General features: G+C 69.3%; 14 protein-coding genes. 3 read left to right on the top strand and 11 right to left on the bottom strand.

The window, feature by feature from the left end:
* Positions 1-9: 9 nt before the first annotated feature.
* The 8 genes from GO999_RS18195 to kdgD form a co-directional block, all read right to left on the bottom strand.
* A complete protein-coding gene (locus tag GO999_RS18195; protein WP_165591963.1) occupies positions 10-2,052 on the bottom strand; it encodes a glycoside hydrolase family 28 protein in 2,043 nt (680 codons plus the stop codon).
* A gap of 19 nt (positions 2,053-2,071) precedes the next feature.
* Positions 2,072-2,962, bottom strand: coding sequence for an SMP-30/gluconolactonase/LRE family protein (locus tag GO999_RS18190; RefSeq protein ID WP_165591962.1), 891 nt, complete (start codon positions 2,960-2,962; stop codon positions 2,072-2,074).
* A 3-nt stretch (positions 2,963-2,965) separates the two neighbouring features.
* A complete protein-coding gene (locus GO999_RS18185; RefSeq protein ID WP_019719500.1) occupies positions 2,966-3,814 on the bottom strand; it encodes an NAD-dependent epimerase/dehydratase family protein in 849 nt (282 codons plus the stop codon).
* Between the two features lie 3 nt (positions 3,815-3,817).
* Positions 3,818-5,419 (bottom strand): galactarate dehydratase, encoded by a 1,602-nt coding sequence (garD, locus tag GO999_RS18180; RefSeq protein ID WP_028854312.1) that lies wholly within the window; start codon positions 5,417-5,419, stop codon positions 3,818-3,820.
* A gap of 77 nt (positions 5,420-5,496) precedes the next feature.
* The gene (locus GO999_RS18175; protein WP_211907079.1) at positions 5,497-6,906 is read right to left on the bottom strand and encodes an enolase C-terminal domain-like protein; all 1,410 of its coding nucleotides are present in this window, start codon (positions 6,904-6,906) and stop codon (positions 5,497-5,499) included.
* An 18-nt stretch (positions 6,907-6,924) separates the two neighbouring features.
* Positions 6,925-8,277, bottom strand: coding sequence for an MFS transporter (locus tag GO999_RS18170; RefSeq protein WP_020830122.1), 1,353 nt, complete (start codon positions 8,275-8,277; stop codon positions 6,925-6,927).
* 91 nt (positions 8,278-8,368) lie between these two features.
* On the bottom strand, positions 8,369-9,955 hold the full coding sequence (locus GO999_RS18165; protein ID WP_019719496.1) for an aldehyde dehydrogenase (NADP(+)): 1,587 nt from the start codon (positions 9,953-9,955) through the stop codon (positions 8,369-8,371).
* A 31-nt stretch (positions 9,956-9,986) separates the two neighbouring features.
* On the bottom strand, positions 9,987-10,922 hold the full coding sequence (gene kdgD / locus GO999_RS18160; RefSeq protein ID WP_211907078.1) for a 5-dehydro-4-deoxyglucarate dehydratase: 936 nt from the start codon (positions 10,920-10,922) through the stop codon (positions 9,987-9,989).
* Between the two features lie 304 nt (positions 10,923-11,226).
* Between kdgD and GO999_RS18155 the strand changes: the two genes are divergently transcribed.
* Positions 11,227-12,087: a spermine/spermidine synthase domain-containing protein gene (locus GO999_RS18155; RefSeq protein WP_064478456.1), complete on the top strand. Its 861-nt coding sequence runs from the start codon at positions 11,227-11,229 to the stop codon at positions 12,085-12,087.
* Positions 12,088-12,152: 65 nt separating this feature from the next.
* Here GO999_RS18155 and GO999_RS18150 read toward each other — a convergent pair whose 3' ends face one another.
* Positions 12,153-13,214 carry an SMP-30/gluconolactonase/LRE family protein gene (locus GO999_RS18150; RefSeq protein ID WP_021155569.1) on the bottom strand — a complete coding sequence of 354 codons (1,062 nt, stop codon included), beginning with the start codon at positions 13,212-13,214 and terminating at the stop codon, positions 12,153-12,155.
* Between the two features lie 109 nt (positions 13,215-13,323).
* Here GO999_RS18150 and GO999_RS18145 point away from each other — a divergent pair, with 109 nt between their 5' ends.
* Complete coding sequence (locus GO999_RS18145; RefSeq protein ID WP_028854307.1) at positions 13,324-14,220, top strand: LysR family transcriptional regulator; 897 nt, start codon at positions 13,324-13,326, stop codon at positions 14,218-14,220.
* A gap of 31 nt (positions 14,221-14,251) precedes the next feature.
* Here GO999_RS18145 and ripAF1 read toward each other — a convergent pair whose 3' ends face one another.
* Entirely contained in the window at positions 14,252-15,292 is a 1,041-nt protein-coding gene (gene ripAF1 / locus GO999_RS18140) for a type III secretion system effector RipAF1 (protein ID WP_524539300.1), read from the bottom strand.
* Between the two features lie 322 nt (positions 15,293-15,614).
* On the opposite strand from ripAF1, the gene GO999_RS18135 reads away from it, so the two are divergent.
* Positions 15,615-16,493 (top strand): EamA family transporter, encoded by an 879-nt coding sequence (locus GO999_RS18135; RefSeq protein ID WP_011004119.1) that lies wholly within the window; start codon positions 15,615-15,617, stop codon positions 16,491-16,493.
* Between the two features lie 132 nt (positions 16,494-16,625).
* On the opposite strand, the gene GO999_RS18130 is transcribed toward GO999_RS18135, so the two are convergent.
* Positions 16,626-17,966 (bottom strand): lactonase family protein, encoded by a 1,341-nt coding sequence (locus GO999_RS18130; protein WP_211907076.1) that lies wholly within the window; start codon positions 17,964-17,966, stop codon positions 16,626-16,628.
* Positions 17,967-18,432: the final 466 nt, after the last annotated feature.

Below are 18,432 nucleotides of genomic sequence, written 5' to 3'. Positions count from 1 at the left end.
GCCGGCGGGTCAGCGCGTGTCGCTCACGGTGGTGTTGTAGATCTGCGCGCCGATCCGGACGTTGGTGAGCGTGATGTCGCTGACGTTGTAGGCGTAGATCGGGCCCGGCGTCGACGCGCTGGCCGGGCCGGCGGCGACCGGGCTGCCGAAATCGCAGTCGGTGATCGTCACGCCCGCGATGGGCGGGACCGTCGGCGCGGGCGTCGGGCCGTTGTAGTCGAAGGCGACCGGCCCCTGCGCGACGATGGCCTGGAAGCACGACCCCGTCGTCCCGCCCACCGTCGCGTTGGACGCGCGCACGTTCGAGATGTGGATGTTCTGCACCTGCGCGGGCCGCGTGCGGATGGCGTCCTTGGACGGCTGGTAGTCGCAGTCGAAGGTGATGAGGCCACCCCGCGATGCCGACGGATTGGCGCTGGCGGCCGTCGCCACGCCCAGCGGCACGCTGCTGTTGATGGGGCTGCCCGCCAGCAGGCCGCTACCGTAGCCGCCGCCGGTGAGGCTGACGCCGTTGGGCAGCGTCACGTCATCGACGTAGAAGTCCCGGACATAGCCGCCGCGGTTCATGTTGGTCTTGATGCGGATGGCGATGTTCAGCGGATCGGTCGCATAGAACGCATTGCGCATCGTCAGGTTGCGCGCGTAGATCCGCTGCACGCCGCCGCCCATCTCGCTGCCGAGCGTGATGCCGCCGTGGCCGCTGTTCATGATGCAGTTCCGTATCACGTGGTCCTGCGCCGGGCCGTAACCGGTGTCGAGGTTCTTGCCGGACTTGATGGCGATGCAGTCATCGCCGGTGTTGAAGGTCATGTCCTCGCACAGCACGTTGCTGCATGCATCGGGGTCGAAGCCGTCGTTGTTGGGGCCGATGCTGTCGACCGTCACGCCACGGATGACCACGTTGGCGCAGTCGGTCGGATGGTGCTGCCAGCACGGCGTGGCGTGGGTGCGGTAAGCCTCCATCAACACGTTGGTGCAGCCGATGAATTCGACCATGCACGGCCGCAGGTAGTGGCCCTTGCCGAAAATGCGCTGCGCCACCGCCACCCCGGCCTCGGACAGCGCGGACAGGTAGTTCTGGTCCTGCTGCCACGGCGTGGTCGGGTCGGTCAGCCTGGCGTAGAGGTCATCGGCGATGCCCGGTGCCGCCGTGCGCAGGTCGACGTTGTTCGGATTGCTGTACGCCTGCGACGGCGTGGAAGCGTTGACGGCGCCGTACTCGCCCTTGGTGCCCTTGAAGGTCCACCAGCAGGTGCTGGTGTTGCCGCTGCCCGCGAACGGCGTCATGGCCTGCCCGTTGAGGGTGGAGCTGTCGCCCTCCCCGGTCAGCGCGATGTTGCGCTGGTTGCGCGCATAGACGGGGGCGCCGTAGTTCAGGCAATCGTTTGACTGCCAGCGGCTGTAGTAGAGCTTGCCGTTGGCGCCGCAATCGACCGGGCCGTCCTTGGCGTAGTCGTCCGGGTTGGGGCTGAAGTAGATCGTGCAGTTGGCGCTCAGGTGGAAGTTGACGTTGCTGAGCAGCACGATCGGGCCGGCGCAGTACCAGTTGCCGGCGGGCACCACCACCCGGCCGCCCCCGGCCGCATTGCAGGCGGCGATGGCGGCGGTGAAAGCCGCGCGCGCATCGAAGGCGCCGGTCGCGGGCGTCTTGTCGGCGCCCGCGCTGAGCGGCGATTTGCTGGCGTCGGTGTAAGGGTTGACCGCGTCGACGATGGCGCAAGGCTGGGCGCCGTAGTCCGTCACCACGAAGTCGCGGCGGGGAAACATCGATTGGGCCACGCCTTGCAGCGAGGCGATGATGCGCGTGGCGGCGCCGGATTCGCCCCAGATCGCGTCCTGCGTGGTCACGGTCGCGGTTGCGTCGGCGGGGCTGGCGGTGGCGGCCGCGGCACTGCTGCCGCCATCGCCGCCGCAGCCCGGCAGCGTGCCGAGCAGCGCGGCCCCGGCCGAGGCGCCCGACCACATGACGAATGCGCGCCGCGCGGGCGACTGCGGTCGGTGCGGCGCCTGTCGGCCGGTATGGCGCGCGCTGGCGTGTTTCTGTTTGGGCATGTCTTTCTCCTGTGAAGGTTCAGGGTGAATCCATGCGCAATGTTGGTTCATCGAGACCCCGTGTGCCAGGACGCAGGGCGAAAGTCGCACCCGACAGCGAATCGCCGTCCACGCGGATCGAGGTCACGAACAGCGTGTCCAGGCCGGGCCCGCCGAACGCGCACATCGCGGGCTTGGCCACCGGCACGGGCAGGCTGCGGTCGAGCCGGCCCTGCGGCGTGAAGCGGTGGACGAGGCCCGCATCGTTGCCGCAGATCCAGTAGCAGCCGTCGGCATCCACCGCGGCGCCGTCGGGGCGGCCGGGGTGGGCATGCATGTCGATGAACAGGCGGCGGTTGTGCGGGATGCCGGTGTCGATGTCGTAGTCGAACGCCCACACGGCCTGGCGCGAGACGTGGGAGTCCGACAGGTACAGCGTGCGGCCGTCGGGGCTGAAGGCCAGGCCGTTGGGCACGATCAGGTCATCCGCCACGGCCTCGACGCGGCCGGCCTTGCCGTCCAGCCGATAGAGCTTGCCGGCCGGCACGCCCAGCGCGGTGTCCAGCACCATGGTGCCGGCCCAGAAGCGCCCCTGGCGATCGCAGCGGCCGTCGTTGAAGCGCATGTCTGGGCGGCTGTGCTGCACGGGCGCCAGTTGCCTGGGCGCGGGCACCGGCAGGCCGGCCTCCAGCTGCGGGATGCGGAAGACGCCCGTTTCCATCGCCAGCGCCCAGCCGTCGTCCAGCATGGCGATGCAGCCCGCCATCTCGGGCAGCGGCCAGGCATCGGCGTGGCCGGTGGCCGGGTTCCAGCGCCACAGCGTGCGCCCCGGGATGTCGGTCCAGTACAGCGCCTGCTCGCGCGGGTGCCAGACGGGGCTCTCGCCCACGCCGCAGCGCATGGTGCCGATCCGTTCGACGCCGGCATGCATGGGTCAGTCTCCGAACGGGCCGGCCTTGACGAAGGCGCCGCCCTGGAACCGCGCCGCCGGGTCGTCGGCCGCCAGCGGCGGCTGCGCTTCGACCTGGGCGCGGAAGGCTTCGCTGCTCTGCGCGGGCACGTAGCCGAGATGCGCGGCGTGGCGGTTGTCCCACCAGGCTTCGCGGTTGCCCGACATGCCGTAGACGATGGTGAAGCCAACGTTTGGCACGAACAGCGCGCGGCGGATCAATTGCTCCAGATCGTCGTAGCCGAGCCAGGTGACCAGCATGCGGCGGTCCTTCGCCTCGGGGAACGACGAGCCGATGCGGATGGCGACGGTCTCGATGCCGTAGCGGTCGAAATAGAAGCTGCCGAGCTGCTCGCCGAAGACCTTGCTCAGCCCGTAGTAGCCGTCGGGCCGCGTCGGCACGCGCGCGTCGATGACCTCGCCCTGCCGGTAAAAGCCGATGGCGTGGTTCGAGCTGGCGAAGGCGATGCGCTTCACGCCATGCCGGCGCGCGGCTTCGTACAGGTGATAGGTGCCCTGGATGTTGGCCGGCAGGATCTCGTCGAACGGCCGCTCGACGGAGATGCCGCCCAGGTGGACGATCGCGTCCACGCCCTTCACCAGCGCATCGACCGCCTGCGCATCGGCCAGGTCGCACGGCACAACTTCTTCGCCGGCGCGCGCGGCACCCAGGTCGGTGATATCGGACACGCGCAGCACCTCGGCATAGCGCGTCAGCCGCTCGCGCAGCACCTTGCCGAGGTTGCCGCCCGCGCCCGTCAGCAGCAGGCGGTGGCAGCGCGTGGCGATGCCGGCCAGCGGATCGGCAAGCGCCTGGGTATGGATCGTGGTCATGGGTCAGGTCACCGGTGCGGGGTTGAACAGGGTCAGCGCGTTGTGCAGGCCAAGCCTGTCGGCGCACACCTGCTTGCGGCCGCTGGCCACATCCAGGATCAGGCGGAACAGCTCCCAGCCGATGTCGGCAATGGAGGCCTCGCCGGTGGCGATGCGGCCGGCGTCGAGGTCGATCAGGTCGTGCCAGCGCTCGGACAGCGCCTTGCGCGTCGACACCTTGATCACCGGCGCCATCGACAGGCCGTACGGCGTGCCGCGCCCGGTGGTGAACACCTGCAGGTTCATGCCGGAGGCGAGCTGCAGCGTGCCGCAGACGAAATCGCTGGCGGGCGTGGCCGCGAAGATCAGGCCCTTGCGGCGCACCTTCTCGCCCGGGCCGAGCACATCGACGATGGGGCTGCTGCCCGACTTGACGATGGAGCCCAGCGCCTTCTCCACCACGTTGGACAGCCCGCCCTTCTTGTTGCCGGGCGACGGATTGGCGCTGCGGTCGGTCTGGCCGCCGCTCAGGTAGCTGTCGTACCAGGCCATCTCGCGCAGCAGCGCGCGGCCGACGTCCGCATCGATGGCGCGCGGCGTCAGCAGGTGGATGGCGTCGCGCACCTCGGTCACCTCCGAGAACATCACCGTGCCGCCAGCGCGCACGATCAGGTCGGCGGCAAAACCCACCGCCGGGTTGGCGGTCACGCCGGAGAAGGCATCGCTGCCGCCGCACTGCACGCCGACCACCAGATCGGAGGCTGGGCAGGTCTCGCGCCGGCGCGTGTTCAGCTGCGCCAGGCGGCGCTCGGCCATTTCCAGGATGGCCTCGACCATGCCGGTGAAGCCGTCGAAGGCTTCGTCCTGCAGGCGCAGCACGGGCGAATCCGCGGTGCCCGCCACCTCGATGGGAATGCGCCCGCCCGGCGCGAGCGTCTCGGGCACCAGGCGCTCGGGTACGAGCTTCTCGCAGCCCAGGCCGATCACCATCACCTCGCCGCCGAAGTTCGGGTTGAGCGCCAGGTTCTGCAGCGTGCGGATCGGCACGATGGCCGCCGGGGCGTTGATGGCCACGCCGCAGCCATAGGCGTGGTTGAGCGCGACCACGTCGTCGACATTGGGATAGCGCGGCAGCAGCTCGCGCTTGATGCGGGCCACCACGTGGTCGGTCACGCCGGCCACGCATTGCACGCTGGTCATGATGCCCAACACGTTCTTGGTGCCGACCGTGCCGTCGGCATTGCGGTAGCCCTCGAAGGTGTAGCCCTGCAGCGGCGGCAGCCCGGGATCGGGGCGCGTGGCCAGCGGCAGGTCGTCCAGCGCCGGGGCGGACGGCAGGCGCACCGCGTGCTCGTTGACCCAGCTGCCGCGCGGCAGCGCCTTGACGGCGTAGCCGATCACCTCGCCGTAGCGGACCACCGCGTCGCCCTCGGCCAGGTCGGCCAGCGCCACCTTGTGGCCCTGCGGCACGCCCTCGGCCAGCACGGTGCCGTCGGCCAGCGCGGTGCCCGCGGGCAGGCCGCGCGCGTTGACGACGATGGCGACGTTGTCGCTGTCGTGCACGCGGATGGTCAGCGCTTTCTCGGTTTCGGTGCCGGCCTCGGGGGCCAGCGTGGATTCGGACATCACAGACTCCGTGATCGGATGCATCGGGTCAATCGGGTCAATCGGGTCAATCGGGTCAATCGGGTGAATCGGTTCAATCAGTGTGCCAGGCTCGGGCGCTTCGGATCGTAGGTCCAGCCCGGCACGAGGTATTGCATGGCCATGGCATCGTCGCGCGCGCCGGTGCCCAGCGTCTGGTAGAGCGCATGGGCCTGCATCACGCGGTCCATGTCGAGCTCGATGCCCAGGCCCGGCTGCTGCGGCACGCGCACCTGGCCGCCCTCGATGCGCAGCGGCTCGCGCGTCAGGCGCTCCCGGCCTTCCTGCCAGATCCAGTGCGTATCGATGGCGGTGATGCGGCCGGGCGCGGCGGCGGCCACGTGCGTGAACATCGCCAGCGAGACATCGAAATGGTTGTTGGAATGCGAGCCCCAGGTCAGGCCCCAGTCGTTGCACAGCTGGGCCACCCGCGCCGAGCCCTGCATCGTCCAGAAGTGCGGATCGGCCAGCGGGATATCGACCGCCTGCAGCGGCACCGCGTGCCCCAGCTGGCGCCAGTCGGTGGCGATCATGTTGGTGGCGGTCGGCACGCCGGTGGCGCGCTTGAACTCGGCCATGATCTCGCGGCCCGAGTAGCCGGCCTCGGGGCCGCACGGGTCTTCGGCGTAGGCCAGCAGGTGGCCCTGCCCCCGGCACAGCGCGATCGCCTCGTCCAGCGACCACGCGCCGTTCGGGTCGAGCGTCACGCGGGCGTGCGGGAAGCGGGCCTTGATGGCGGCGGTCGCCTCCATCTCGTCGGCGCCGCGCATCACGCCGCCCTTGAGCTTGAAATCGGCGAAGCCGTAGCGCTCGGCGGCGGCCTCGGCCAGGCGGGCGATCTGCGCCGGCGTCATGGCGGCCTCGTGGCGCAGGCGCAGCCAGCCGTCGGCGGCGCCGGCGCCGTCGAGGTACGGCAAGTCAGTCTTGCGACGCTCGCCCACGTAGAACAGGTAGGCCAGCATGGGCACCGCGTCGCGCTGCTGGCCGGTGCCGAGCAGCTCGGCCACCGGCACCTCCAGGTGCTGGCCCAGCAGGTCGAGCAGCGCCGCCTCCACCGCGGTGAGGACGTTGTCCATGCGCAGGTTGATCTCGTGCGGCTGGCGCAGCACGGCGGCCTCCGAGGCGGAGGTCACCTCGTGCACGGTCGCCTGGCGCGCGGCATCGCCGTGGCCGGCCAGCGCGCGGCGGATGCCGTTGAGCACGCCGTTGACGCGCCCGATCGACTGCCCCTCCACCAGCGGCCGGATGCGCTCCAGCGCGCGGCGGATGCCCTCCCCGCCCGGCACTTCGCCCACGCCGGTGCGGCCCGCGCTGTCCGCGAGGATCACCAGGTTGCGCGTGAAGAACGGCGCATGCGCGCCGCACAGGTTGAGCAGCATGCTGTCGTGCCCCGCCACCGGGATCACCTGCATCCGCGTCACGCGCGGCGTCTGCGCGCGGGCGCCGGTCTCGATGTGCTGCAGTGTCATGTCCTCGGCTCCTGCGCTTTACAGCGGCTTCAGTTCCACGCGCTTGATCTCGCCCACCATCACCAGATAGCACAGGCAGGCCACCAGCGCATGGATGCCCACATAGACCAGCGCCCCGTTGAACGACCCGGTGGTGTTGACGATGTAGCCGATGGCGATGGGCGTGGTGATGCTCGACAGGTTGCCGAAGGTGTTCATCAGCGCGCCCGACAGGCCGGCGATCTGCTTGGGCGCGGTGTCCGAGTTGACCGCCCAGCCCAGCGCCCCCAGGCCCTTGCCGAAGAACGACAGCGCCATCAGCGCCACCACGATGGCCTGGGCATCCACGTAGTTGCAGATCACCATGCTCATCGACAGCAGCATGCCCAGCACGATCGGCACCTTGCGCGCCACCGACAGCGAGGCGCCGCGGCGCAGCAGCGCATCCGAGACGAGGCCGCCCAGGATGCCGCCGAGAAAGCCGCACACGGCCGGAATCGAGGCGACAAACCCGGCCTTGAGGATCGACATGCCGCGCGCCTGCACCAGGTACACCGGGAACCACGTGATGAAGAAATACGTGAGCGCGTTGATGCAGTACTGGGCGATGTACACGCCCATCAGCATGCGGTTGCGCAGCAGTTGCTTGATGTAGCCCATGTCCGGGCCCTCGGTCTTGGCGACGCCGGCGCGGTCCATGTTGACCAGGCCGCCGCCCGCCTCGATGTATTCGATCTCGGCGCGGGTGATGCGTGGGTGGTCCTTCGGATCGTGCACGAAGCGCTTCCACGCGAGCGCCATGACGATGCCGATCACGCCCATCACGATGAACACGTAGTGCCAGCCGAAGGCGTGCACCAGCCACGCCATCAGCGGCGCGAAGATCACGGTGGCGGCATACTGCGCCGAGTTGAAAATGGCCGAGGCGGTGCCCCGCTCATTGGCCGGGAACCACGCCGCGACGATGCGGCTGTTGGCCGGAAAGGACGGCGCCTCCGCCACGCCCACCATGAAGCGCAGGCAGAACACCAGCACGATGGCCGCCATGCCGGTGAAGAAGCCGATCGTGCCCTGCATCAGCGTGAACAGCGACCACAGCAGGATGCTGAAGGAGTACACGCGCCTGGAGCCGAAGCGGTCGAGCAGCCAGCCGCCCGGGATCTGCGCGATCACGTACGCCCAGCCGAAGGCCGAGAAGATGTAGCCGAGCGACACGGCATCGATGCCGAGGTCTTTCTGCATGGCCGAGCCGGCCATGGAAATGGTGGCGCGGTCGGCATAGTTGATGGTCGTCACGATGAACAGCATCGCGAGGATCATGAAGCGCACGCGGCTGGTGCGTTCGGTGCGCGGCACGCTCTGCGCGCCCACGGTGGGTGCCTTGATTTCCATCGTCTCCTCCTCTGCAACGGCATCTGGCGTCCGTTGACAGGCAGTGAATTGCCGGGTCCTGTGCGGCCCGGCTTATCGGGGGTGGTGTCGATCAGCGCTCGCGCGGCGCGGTCCAGGCGCCGTCGACCAGCCGCCGCAACTGCTGCGGATTGTCGTCGCGCAGGGCCGCCGGCAGCAGTTCGGCGGGCAGATCCTGGTAGCACACCGGGCGCAGAAAGCGCTCGATGGCCGCCGTGCCGACCGAGGTCGTGCGGGTGTCCGTCGTGGCCGGCCAGGGGCCGCCGTGCACCATGGCATGGCAGACCTCCACGCCGGTCGGCCAACCGTTGGCGAGGATGCGGCCGGCCTTGCGCTCCAGGATCGGCAGCAGCGCGCGGGCCAGTGCCGTATCGCCCGCATCCAGGTGCAGCGTGGCGGTCAGCTGGCCTTCGAGCGACTCGGCCAGCGCTTTCAGCTCCTCGGCATTGCGGCAGCGCACGACCAGGCCGGTGGCGCCGAAGATCTCGTCATGCAGCGCGGGCTGGGCCCGGAAGCTCTCGGCGTCGGTGCGGAAAAAGCCGGCCTGGCCGCGGTTGGGCGCATCGCTGCCCTGCCCGCGCGCCACGCAGCGCACGTTGGCCTCGCCGGCCAGGCGTTCGACGCCGCGGCTGTACGCGGCGTGGATGCCGGAGCTCAGCATGGTCTGCGCGGCGCTGGCCTGCAGGGCCTCGGCGGCGGCGGCCTCGAAGGCGTCGAGGTCCGGCCCGTCGATGGCCAGCAGCAGGCCCGGGTTGGTGCAGAACTGTCCCGCGCCCATGGTGAGCGAGCCGACATACTGCTGGCCCAGCGCCGCCGCGCGCCTGGCCAGCGCGTCGGGCAGCAGGAAGACCGGATTGATGGCGCTCAGCTCGCCGTACACGGGAATCGGCTGAGCACGCGCCTGCGCGATGCGCAGCAGCGCCTGCCCGCCCGCGCGCGAGCCGGTGAAGCCGACCGCCTGGATGCGCGGATCGGCCACCAGCGCGCCGGCGGCCTCGTTGTCGGCCAGCACCAGCGAGAACACGCCCTCCGGCAGCCCGCACTGCGCCACGGCGGCCTGGATGGCGCGGCCGACCAGCTCGGACGTGCCCGGGTGCGCCGGATGCGCCTTCACCACCACCGGGCAGCCCGCTGCCAGCGCCGACGCCGTATCGCCGCCCGCCACCGAGAAGGCCAGCGGGAAATTGCTGGCGCCGAACACGGCCACCGGCCCCACGGCAATGCGGCGCATGCGCAGGTCCGAACGCGGCAGCGGCTTGCGTTCCGGCAACGCCGGATCGATGCGCGCACCGACGGCATCGCCCGCGCGCACCACCTTGGCGAACAGGCGCAGCTGGTTGCAGGTGCGGCCGCGCTCGCCTTCCAGGCGCGGGCGCGGCAGCGCGGATTCCGCCATGGCGCGCTCGATCAGCACGTCGCCCAGCGCCTCGATCTGGCTGGCGATGGCCTCCAGGAACACGGCGCGCGCTTCGGGCGCGGTCTCGCGGTAAACGTCGAACGCCGCGCCGGCGAGTTCGCAGGCGCGGGCAACGTCGGCCCGGCTGGCCAGGGTGAATTGGGGGTCGAGCCATTCGCCCGTGGCCGGGTTCATGGCGCGGACGGTTCCGGCGCCGCCCGCCACGCGGGCGGCACCCAGCAGCAGTTCGCCGCTCAGATACATGCTGCTACCTCCGATGCAATGTGGGTCATGGTCAGGCCGCGAGCTTCTGCACGTCGGCAATGCGTGCGACCAGCGCGGACAGCTCGGCCAGTTCGGCCTCGGTCAGGTCGGTCAGCGGGGCGCGCACCTGGCCGGCGCTGCGCCCGATCACCTTCATGCCGGCCTTGACGATCGACACCGCGTAGCCGCGCTTGCGGTTGCGCAGGGCAATGTACGGCAACACGAAGTCATTGAGCATCGCATACGCCTTGGCGTGGTCGGCGGCGCGCACGGCGGCGTAGAAATCCAGCGCGAACTTCGGCACGAAGTTGAAGATGGCCGACGAGTAGGTCGTCACGCCCATCGTCAGGTACGGCATCGCGAAGGTCTCGGCCGTGGGCAGGCCGCCGATATAGGTGAAGCGCTCGCCCAGGCGGGAATAGATGCGCGTCATCAGCTCGAGGTCGCCCACGCCGTCCTTAAAGCCGACCAGGTTCGGGCAGCGCTCGGCCAGGCGCTCCAGGTGGTTCTCGTCGAGCACCTGGTTGGCGCGGTTGTAGACGATCACGCCCAGGCGGGTCGACTTGCAGACCTGCTCGACGTGCGCGGCCACGCCGTCGGCGGAGGCTTCGGTCAGGTACGGCGGCAGCAGCAGGATGCCGTCGGCGCCGGCGGCCTCGGCGGCTTGGCAGTATTCCTTGGCCATGGCGGTGCCGTAGCCGGCCGGGGCGATCACCGGCAGGCGGCCGCCGGTCTCGGCCACGGCGGCGCGGACCACGCGGTCGGTCTCGGCCGGGGTGAGCGAGAAGAACTCGCCGGTGCCGCCCGCGGCGAACAGGCCGGCGGCTTCGTGGCTGAACAGCCAGCTCAGGTTGGCGCGGTACGCCGCCTCATCGAACGACAGGTCGGACTTGAAATGCGTGACCGGGAAGGACAGCAGGCCGGTGCCGATCTGGTGGGCGAATTCGGTGGGCGTATAGCGTGACATGGGCGTTCCTGCAAGGGCAGCGTGGGAAAGTGGTGAACGGATTCTGGCACCCGGAACGATTCACGTCCAAGACAACAAATAACTCAATCAATTCATTTTTTGAATCAATTTGGGCAGGGGTTCCGGGTGCGTTCCCGCACGCGCGCAAGCCGACTCGAACCCATGGACGCGCAGCCGAAGCCGGGAAAACGGGTGCCGGCCGGCAGATGGCAAGCTGCGCCCATGCCGACGCCCGACCGGCCCAGTGCCGTGGGGCGTCTCCGACGACTTCACTCCGCGACTTCACTCCGCACGAGCGACCACCATGACACTTCTGAGCACCGCACCGACCGAGGCTGATACGCACTTCGCGTCCGCCGCCATGCCGGCGGAGGCTGCCGCACGCACCATGCCCACGCTGGCGCCGGTCACCATCATCGAGAAAGAGGGGTACCGCTTCATGCACTTCGTCGGCTGCGAAGGGGTGACGCAAGGCGCCCTGCGGCTGTCCGATCCGGATGCCCTCGATCTCGAATACATCCACCAGCAGATGGCCTGGCTGCTGTTCCTGGAGCCGTCCGCGGAAAGCGATTTCCACGTAGTGCAGCTGGGCATGGGGCCGGGGTCGACCACGCGGTTCTGCCATCGCCACCTGCCGACCGCGCGCATCACGGCGGTCGAGGTCAACCCCGATGTCATCGCCATGGCACGCAGCGAGTTCGCCCTGCCGCCGGACGACGCCCGCCTGCGCGTGCTGCAGCAGGACGGCTATGACTGGGTGATGGACCCGAGCCACCAGGGCACGGCCGACGTGCTGCAGGTGGACTGCTACGACCACGTCAAGCAGGGGCCGGTGCTCGATACGCTGGAGTTCTACCAGGCGTGCCGCGACACGCTGCGCTATCCGGGCGTGATGACCGTCAACCTGTTCGGCTCGGACGAGAGCTTCCAGCTCAACATCGAGCGCATCTGCAAGGCGTTCGACTACCGCGTGGTCATCCTGCCGGAGGTGACCGGCGGCAACACCATCGTCCTCGCCTTCAACGGGCCGCCGCTGCAGGCCAGCTGGGATGCCCTGCGCGCACGCGCGCAGGCGCTGCAGACCGTGCTGAAGCTGCCGGCGCTGTCCTGGGCCCACGGGCTGCAGCTGACCAGCCTCAGGCCGGGGCCGAACCTGGAGGTCTGAGCCGGCCCGGTGACCCGCGGCCGCGCGATCCCCTCACGCGGCGGGCGGGCCGCGCCACCTCGGAATCACACCGCGCCCTCGGCCTCGACGTAAAGCGCGTAGAGCGAATGGGAGCTGGCCATGTAGAGCCGGTTGCCCTTCGGGCCGCCGAAGGTCAGGTTCGGGCAGCGCTCCGGCAGGTGGATGAAGCCGATCGGCTTGCCGTGGGCGTTGAACACCTTCACCCCATCGTAGTCTGCCGGATTGACGCCCGGGCGCCCGTCCGAGCCCCAGCCGCACCAGAGGTTGCCGTCCTTGTCCACGCGGAAGCCGTCGAGCGCGCCGGGGCCGCCGGCGTCGATCAGCCTGGTCTTGTTGGAGGCCGAGCCGTCCGCCGCGATGTCGTAGCGCCAGATGCTGCGGTAGGGCGTGCCCTTCCACTCCACCACGTAGAGTGCCTTTTCGTCCGGCGAGAACGCCAGGCCGTTGGGATTGACCAGGTCGGTGATGACGGCCCGGACCTCGCCGCCAGGATCGATGCGGTAGACGTTGGTGGTGGCCTGCTCCGGCGGGGCCTTGTCGCCCTCCCAGTTGCCGTTGATGCCGAACAGCGGGTCGGTGAACCAGACGCTGTCGTCGGACTTCACCACCACGTCGTTGGGCGCGTTCAGGCGCTTGCCCTGGTAGCGGTCGGCGAGCACGGTGATGCGGCCATCGTGCTCCGTGCGGGTCACCCGCCGCGTGACCGAATGCTCGCAGGTCACCAGGCGCCCCTGGCGATCGCGCGTGTTGCCGTTGGCGTAGTTCGACGGCGCGCGGAACACGCTGAACGCGCCGCTGGTCTCGTCGTACTTCATGATGCGGTTGTTGGGAATATCGCTGACCAGCAGATAGCGCCCGGCGGGAAAGTACACCGGCCCCTCCGCCCAGCGCATGCCCGTCGCCAGTTGCTCGACCGAGCTGCTGTAAAGCCGGTACTTCAGGAAGCTCGGGTCGAGCACCTCGACCGCCGCGTCCGGATAGCGGGCGTTGGGCCTGAACGCACCGACTTGCTGCGCGGCCGCCATGCCGCTGGCCGCCGCCAGCCCTGCGCCTGCCATGCGCTTGAGGAACTGCCGGCGGTCATGCTCCGTGCCTTGAGGGGTCATGCGGGTCTCCGTGTCGTTGTTGTCGGCCGATGCGGCGAGCCGATTCTTGCACCCGGAACAATTCATCTTCAAGATAACGGATGACTTGATCGATATACGTTTTGAATCGATGTTCGAACTCAGCCAACTCCGCTGCTTTGTCGCCGTGGCCGAAGAATTGCATTTCGGGCGCGCGGCCGAGCGGCTGCACATGACACAGCCGCCGCTCTCGCGCCAGGTGCGGCTGCTGGAGCACCAGGTCGGCACCGAGCTGCTGGAGCGCAACAGCCGCTCCGTCAGGCTGACCGCTGCCGGGCGCAGCTTCCTGCCCGATGCCGCGCGCCTGCTGCGGCTGGCCGAAGAGGCGGCGGCCACGGCGCGGCGGGTCGCGACCGGCGCGGCGGGATCGCTGGCGATCGGGTTCACGGCATCGGTCGGGTACGGGCTGCTGCCGTCGCTGGTGAGCGCGGTGCGGGCGGCCTCGCCGGGGGTGCGGCTGACGCTCAAGGAGATGGTCAGCGGCGCGCAGCTGGAGGCGCTGGACGCCCGCCAGATCGATATGGGCCTGCTGCGCCCGCCGGTCGAGCACGGCGAGCTGGCCGCCGAGCCGTGCGCGCAGGAAGCGCTGGTGCTGGCGGTGCCGGAGGCCACCGCCGCCGACTGGCCGCAGCGCCCCGCCCTGCGCGACTGCGAGGGCCGGCCGCTGCTGATGTACTCCCCCTACGAAGCGCGCTATTTCCACCAGCTCGTGAGCGGCCTGTTCGAGCGCGCCGGCGTGCTGCCGGACATCGTCGAATACGTCAGCCAGATCCACTCGATGCTGGCGCTGGTGCGGGCCGGGATCGGCGCGGCATTGATCCCGGCGGCGGCGTCCATGCTGCACTTCGAGGGCGTGGTCTACCTGCCAGTGCGCACCACGCCGGCCAAGCCGGTCGAGCTGTGGTTCGCCTACCGCAAGGACAACGACAACCCGGCATTCAACGCCCTGAAAGACGTGCTGCGCGGCACGCTGGCGGCGGGCCGCTGACAACCCGGCCGGCACCGCAACCGCGTCCACCTCATCGCGTTGACGTGGACGCCTCCTGCCTGCCGTTCGGAATGATCTTGACCGGAACCGTCCGGCCCTCGGGCAGCGTGACGATCAGGGCCTTGGTGTGGTCGCTGCCCGCGGAGGCGCGCGTGTCGAGAAAGACCTGTCCGCCTGCCTTGCGCAGATCGCCGAACGTCATGCTGACCACGACGTGGTCCGAGGTCTTCGCATAGCTGCGCGCGCCTGCTTCGGCGTGCACCCCGAACATCACGTTGAGCGACGGCTCGGGCAAGTCCCGGGCACGCATCCGGACCCATTCGTACTGCTGCATGGGATCATTGAGCATGCGCTCGCGCGCCGTAGCCGGCAGACTCTCGAACGTCTCCCGGCTCGCCAGACCGGAGCTGGGCAGAAGCCGATGATGATGACGGACATACGCCCCCGATCGCGGATTGCCGGCCAGCTTCATCTGGTGCCCATCCGCCAGCAGGTAGCGGCTAGCGAGCGCACGGTAGAAGACGGACTGGTCCGTCAGGCCCAACGACCGGATCGGATCGAACGCCTCCAGGAACGCCTTGCTCAGTGGCGGCGGCAGGGCGTCCACCGGAATATAGGGTGGCGAGGACGCCACGGATATCGCGGGCGGCTGGCTGGCGAGAATCTGTTCGCGCCGCAGCAACTGCTCCGCCAGCGTGCGGACCGGGAGCGGACTCGACGCGGACGCCTGTCCCGATGGCGATGGCCGCAATAAGGGGCCCGACGAGGGGTGCGGGAACTGCCGCTCGAGCGTGCGGATGCCCTCGGCATTGAGCGCGTTCTGCCGGGGCAGCTTGAAGCCCGCGGGCGGCGAGGCTGGCGGCGCGCCGATGGCCGGCCCATCCATCGACGTGGAAGCCCCGTCCCTTCTGCCGCGCACGAGACGCGGTAAATCCAGTAGCGCGCCGAGCCCGCGATTTTTCGGCCGACGCGGTGGCGCATGCGGCGGGGTGTGCTCGGGATCCGCTCGGCGGGCGTCCGGCGACGCGGTAGACGAAGGCCTGAAGATTGAGGGGATCCGTGGCAAACCCATGCTGTACCTGCTCGATTGGGAAGACGCGCATTGCGACGAGATCATGCCGCATGCAGATTGTCCCCACCGGCCGGGCGATCGGCACGATGCCGAGGCGAAGCGGGCGGGCGGACGGCGAAATGCGGCAATGAGCTTCGGCCGTGCACGTTGCGTGCGGCGCCGGGCAACGCCATCCCCCGGATGGCATACGGCACGCCCGGCATCCGTGCCCTCGGAGTGGCGGCACGCTTGTCAAATCCATTCACAACGAGCGATAGGAAAACTCGTTTGGCACGCGAGTCCGGCTTGCGTAGCATCGGGGATTCCCCGCCGAGGCTCCGCCATGACGCCCTTCATCGCCCTGTGCCTGCTGATCACCTACGTGGTCTGGGGCACCACGTATCTCGCGATCCGCTTTGCGCTGACCGACCTGCCGCCCTTCCTGATGATGGGCTCGCGCTTCCTGGCTGCCGCCCTGCTGCTGACCCCGATCGTGCTGCTGCGCCAGCGCGAGCGGGTCAGCCCGCGCCAGCTGCGCAACTGCATGCTGGTCGGCGCCTTCCTGCTGGTGGGCGGCATGGGCATGACGGCGGTGGCCCAGCAGACCATCTCCTCCGGCGCCACCACGGTGATGATCGCGTCCATGCCGCTGTTCTCCACCCTGTGGATGCTGCTGGCCGGCGGCCGGCTGCGCGCCTACGAAGTCGCGGCCATCGCGCTGGGCAGCATCGGCATCGCGGTGCTGTTCCGCGGCGCGGAATTCCAGGCCAGCACCGCCGGCGTGCTGGCGCTGACCACGGCCATCGCCTCGTGGTCGTTCGGCTCGCAGTTGTCCAAGCACCTCGACATGCCCAAGGGGCTGACGGCGTTCGTGCTGGAGATGGCCTTCGGCGGCGTGGCGCTGACGCTGCTGAGCCTGGCCACGGGCGAGCACTGGCCGCGGCAGATCGGCCTGCATGCCGCGCTGGCGTGGGGCTACCAGGTGACCTTCGGCTCGGCCATCGCCTTCACCGCCTACATGGCGCTGGTGCAGCGCGTCTCGACCGTGATGGCCACCAGCTACGTCTATGTCAATCCGCCCATTGCCCTGCTGATGGGCGCCTGGCTGGCCGACGAGCAGGTCGCGCCGCAGACGCTGGGCGCCACGGCCATCATCCTGTCGGCGGTGGTGGTGCTGACGGCCGGCGCGACCCGCGCGGCGCGGCGGGCAGCACCGGCGTAGTCGAGGCGCATCAGGCCCAGGTTCCCTGGTCTCCGGGGGCTGGCGGTGCATTCTTTGCCACGCCGATGCTCACCCGACCACGACAGGGCAGCGGACGGCAAACCCGCCCAGGCGCATGATGACCAACCGCCCCTAAGGCACGGCCACGATCGCCATCGCGCTCGGCGTGAGGCCTGTCTGTACCGTGGCTACCGCGCTCAGAACGCCCGTGCCGCCGTCCACCCGGTAGATGGCCATGGTGTCGTCGCCGGCATTCAACACGTAGGCAACAGTGCCGGCCGGATTGAGCGTCATGGCAACCGGGCTGGCGCCTGCCTGCACAGTGCCGATGGGGGTCAGCGCACCGGTGCGTGCGTCGATGGCGAACAGGCTGATCGTGCCTGAGAACACGTTGACGACATAAGCGAAGCGGCCTGACGGATGGATCGCGATCGCGAACGGATTGCCGCCGGTGGCAACCGGGCTGCCCGCCGGGGCGAGCGCGCCGGTGGCCCCGTTGATGGCGTAGACGCTCAGCGTGTCGTCGGCGAAATTGGCGACATAGGCAAACCTCCCCGCCGGATGGAGTGCAATGAAAAACGGTGCATGGCCCGTTGCCGCCGGGCTGCCTGCCGGCACCAGGGCGCCGGTTGCACCGTTGATGGCAAAGGCCATGACCGACGGCGCGCCGGAAACCATGGCCGCGTTCACCACATAGGCGAACGTGCCCGTGCCGTTGACAGCAACGGTGTACGGGTTGGAGCCCGCCTGCACGACACCGCGCGGGGCCGGAGCCTCTGCCTTGGCGCTCATCTTGAAGATCGACAGCGTATTGTCCCCGGCGTTGGCGGTATAGGCGAACGGTCCGGCGGGCGTGCGCGCGATGCTCAGCGGAGACGCTCCCGTGCGGACGGCTGGCGCGCTGACCGACACGGCACCGGTATCCGGATGGATCGCCAGCGTGGTCACCGTATTGTCGGAGGCGTTGACCACATAGAGGGTTGTGCCCGCGGGGTCAGCAACCAGCGAGACCGGACCGTGCCCCACGGCCGCAGGACGGCCCACACCGGTGGCGGCCCCCGTGGCGGGGTCCAGCGCAAACGCCTGCACGGTGTTGTCATCCGCATTCGCCACGTAGGCAAAGAGCGGGCGTGCCGAGCACGTCACTGCAATATCGGCAACATCCGCGTTGGCGACCGTGCCACTGCCTTTGTCGATCGTGCACTGCTGGCCCGACGGCCGGGTGCCGACGGTCGCCGCGTAGGTGGCGCCAGCCGACAGCTTGCCCGGGAAGCGAAAGCCGCCATTGCCGCCAACCGTGACAGCATCGCCGCCGTTGTTGAGCAACTGGAGCGACAACCCCGGCCCCAGGCCCGACACGCTGCCGCCAACGCTGTAAGTGGCCGCACCGGCGGACATGCCGGCCGGTGCCGCGGTAGAAGCATCGCCGCCACCGCCACAGGCGGATGCCGCGAGCGTCAGCGCCAATGCCAACGCCAGCTCCGCCGCCTTCGCTATCGCCCTGCCGCATGACGCTCGGCAGAGCCGGCCCAGCGCAAAGACCGTCCTCTCCGGCAACGTCAGGCGCGACCGTCCCCTTCGCGCGCACGTCGAGCGCGCAACGCCACACTTCCCCATGGCTCCCCCCGTTCTCGTTCTGCTTGTCTGTTTTTTGAGCAGGATAGGAGCCGACCGCGCTGGTCCGACATACGCCAATCGGTGGACAAAGGGCTTGGCCACAAAGCGGAGGGATGGCGCGCCGTGCAGAGCCGCCCGCACCCACGCTTGGCAGACCATCGGCCGGCGCCTGACCGATGCATTTGCAAACGCGGGAAACAACGCATGGCAATCAACCGTCGATTTCCGACGATTTCACCGACCGCCCTTTTCAGAACCACGTGGTTCAGTTTTTCTTGACGGGGCTAAGGCACACCAATACCATACCAAACCGTTTAGTTTT

It is taken from the genome of Ralstonia nicotianae (assembly GCF_018243235.1).
Taxonomy (GTDB): domain Bacteria; phylum Pseudomonadota; class Gammaproteobacteria; order Burkholderiales; family Burkholderiaceae; genus Ralstonia; species Ralstonia nicotianae.
The sequence above is the reverse complement of the archived record's forward strand: the minus strand, read 5'-3'. Positions and strand labels throughout refer to the sequence as shown.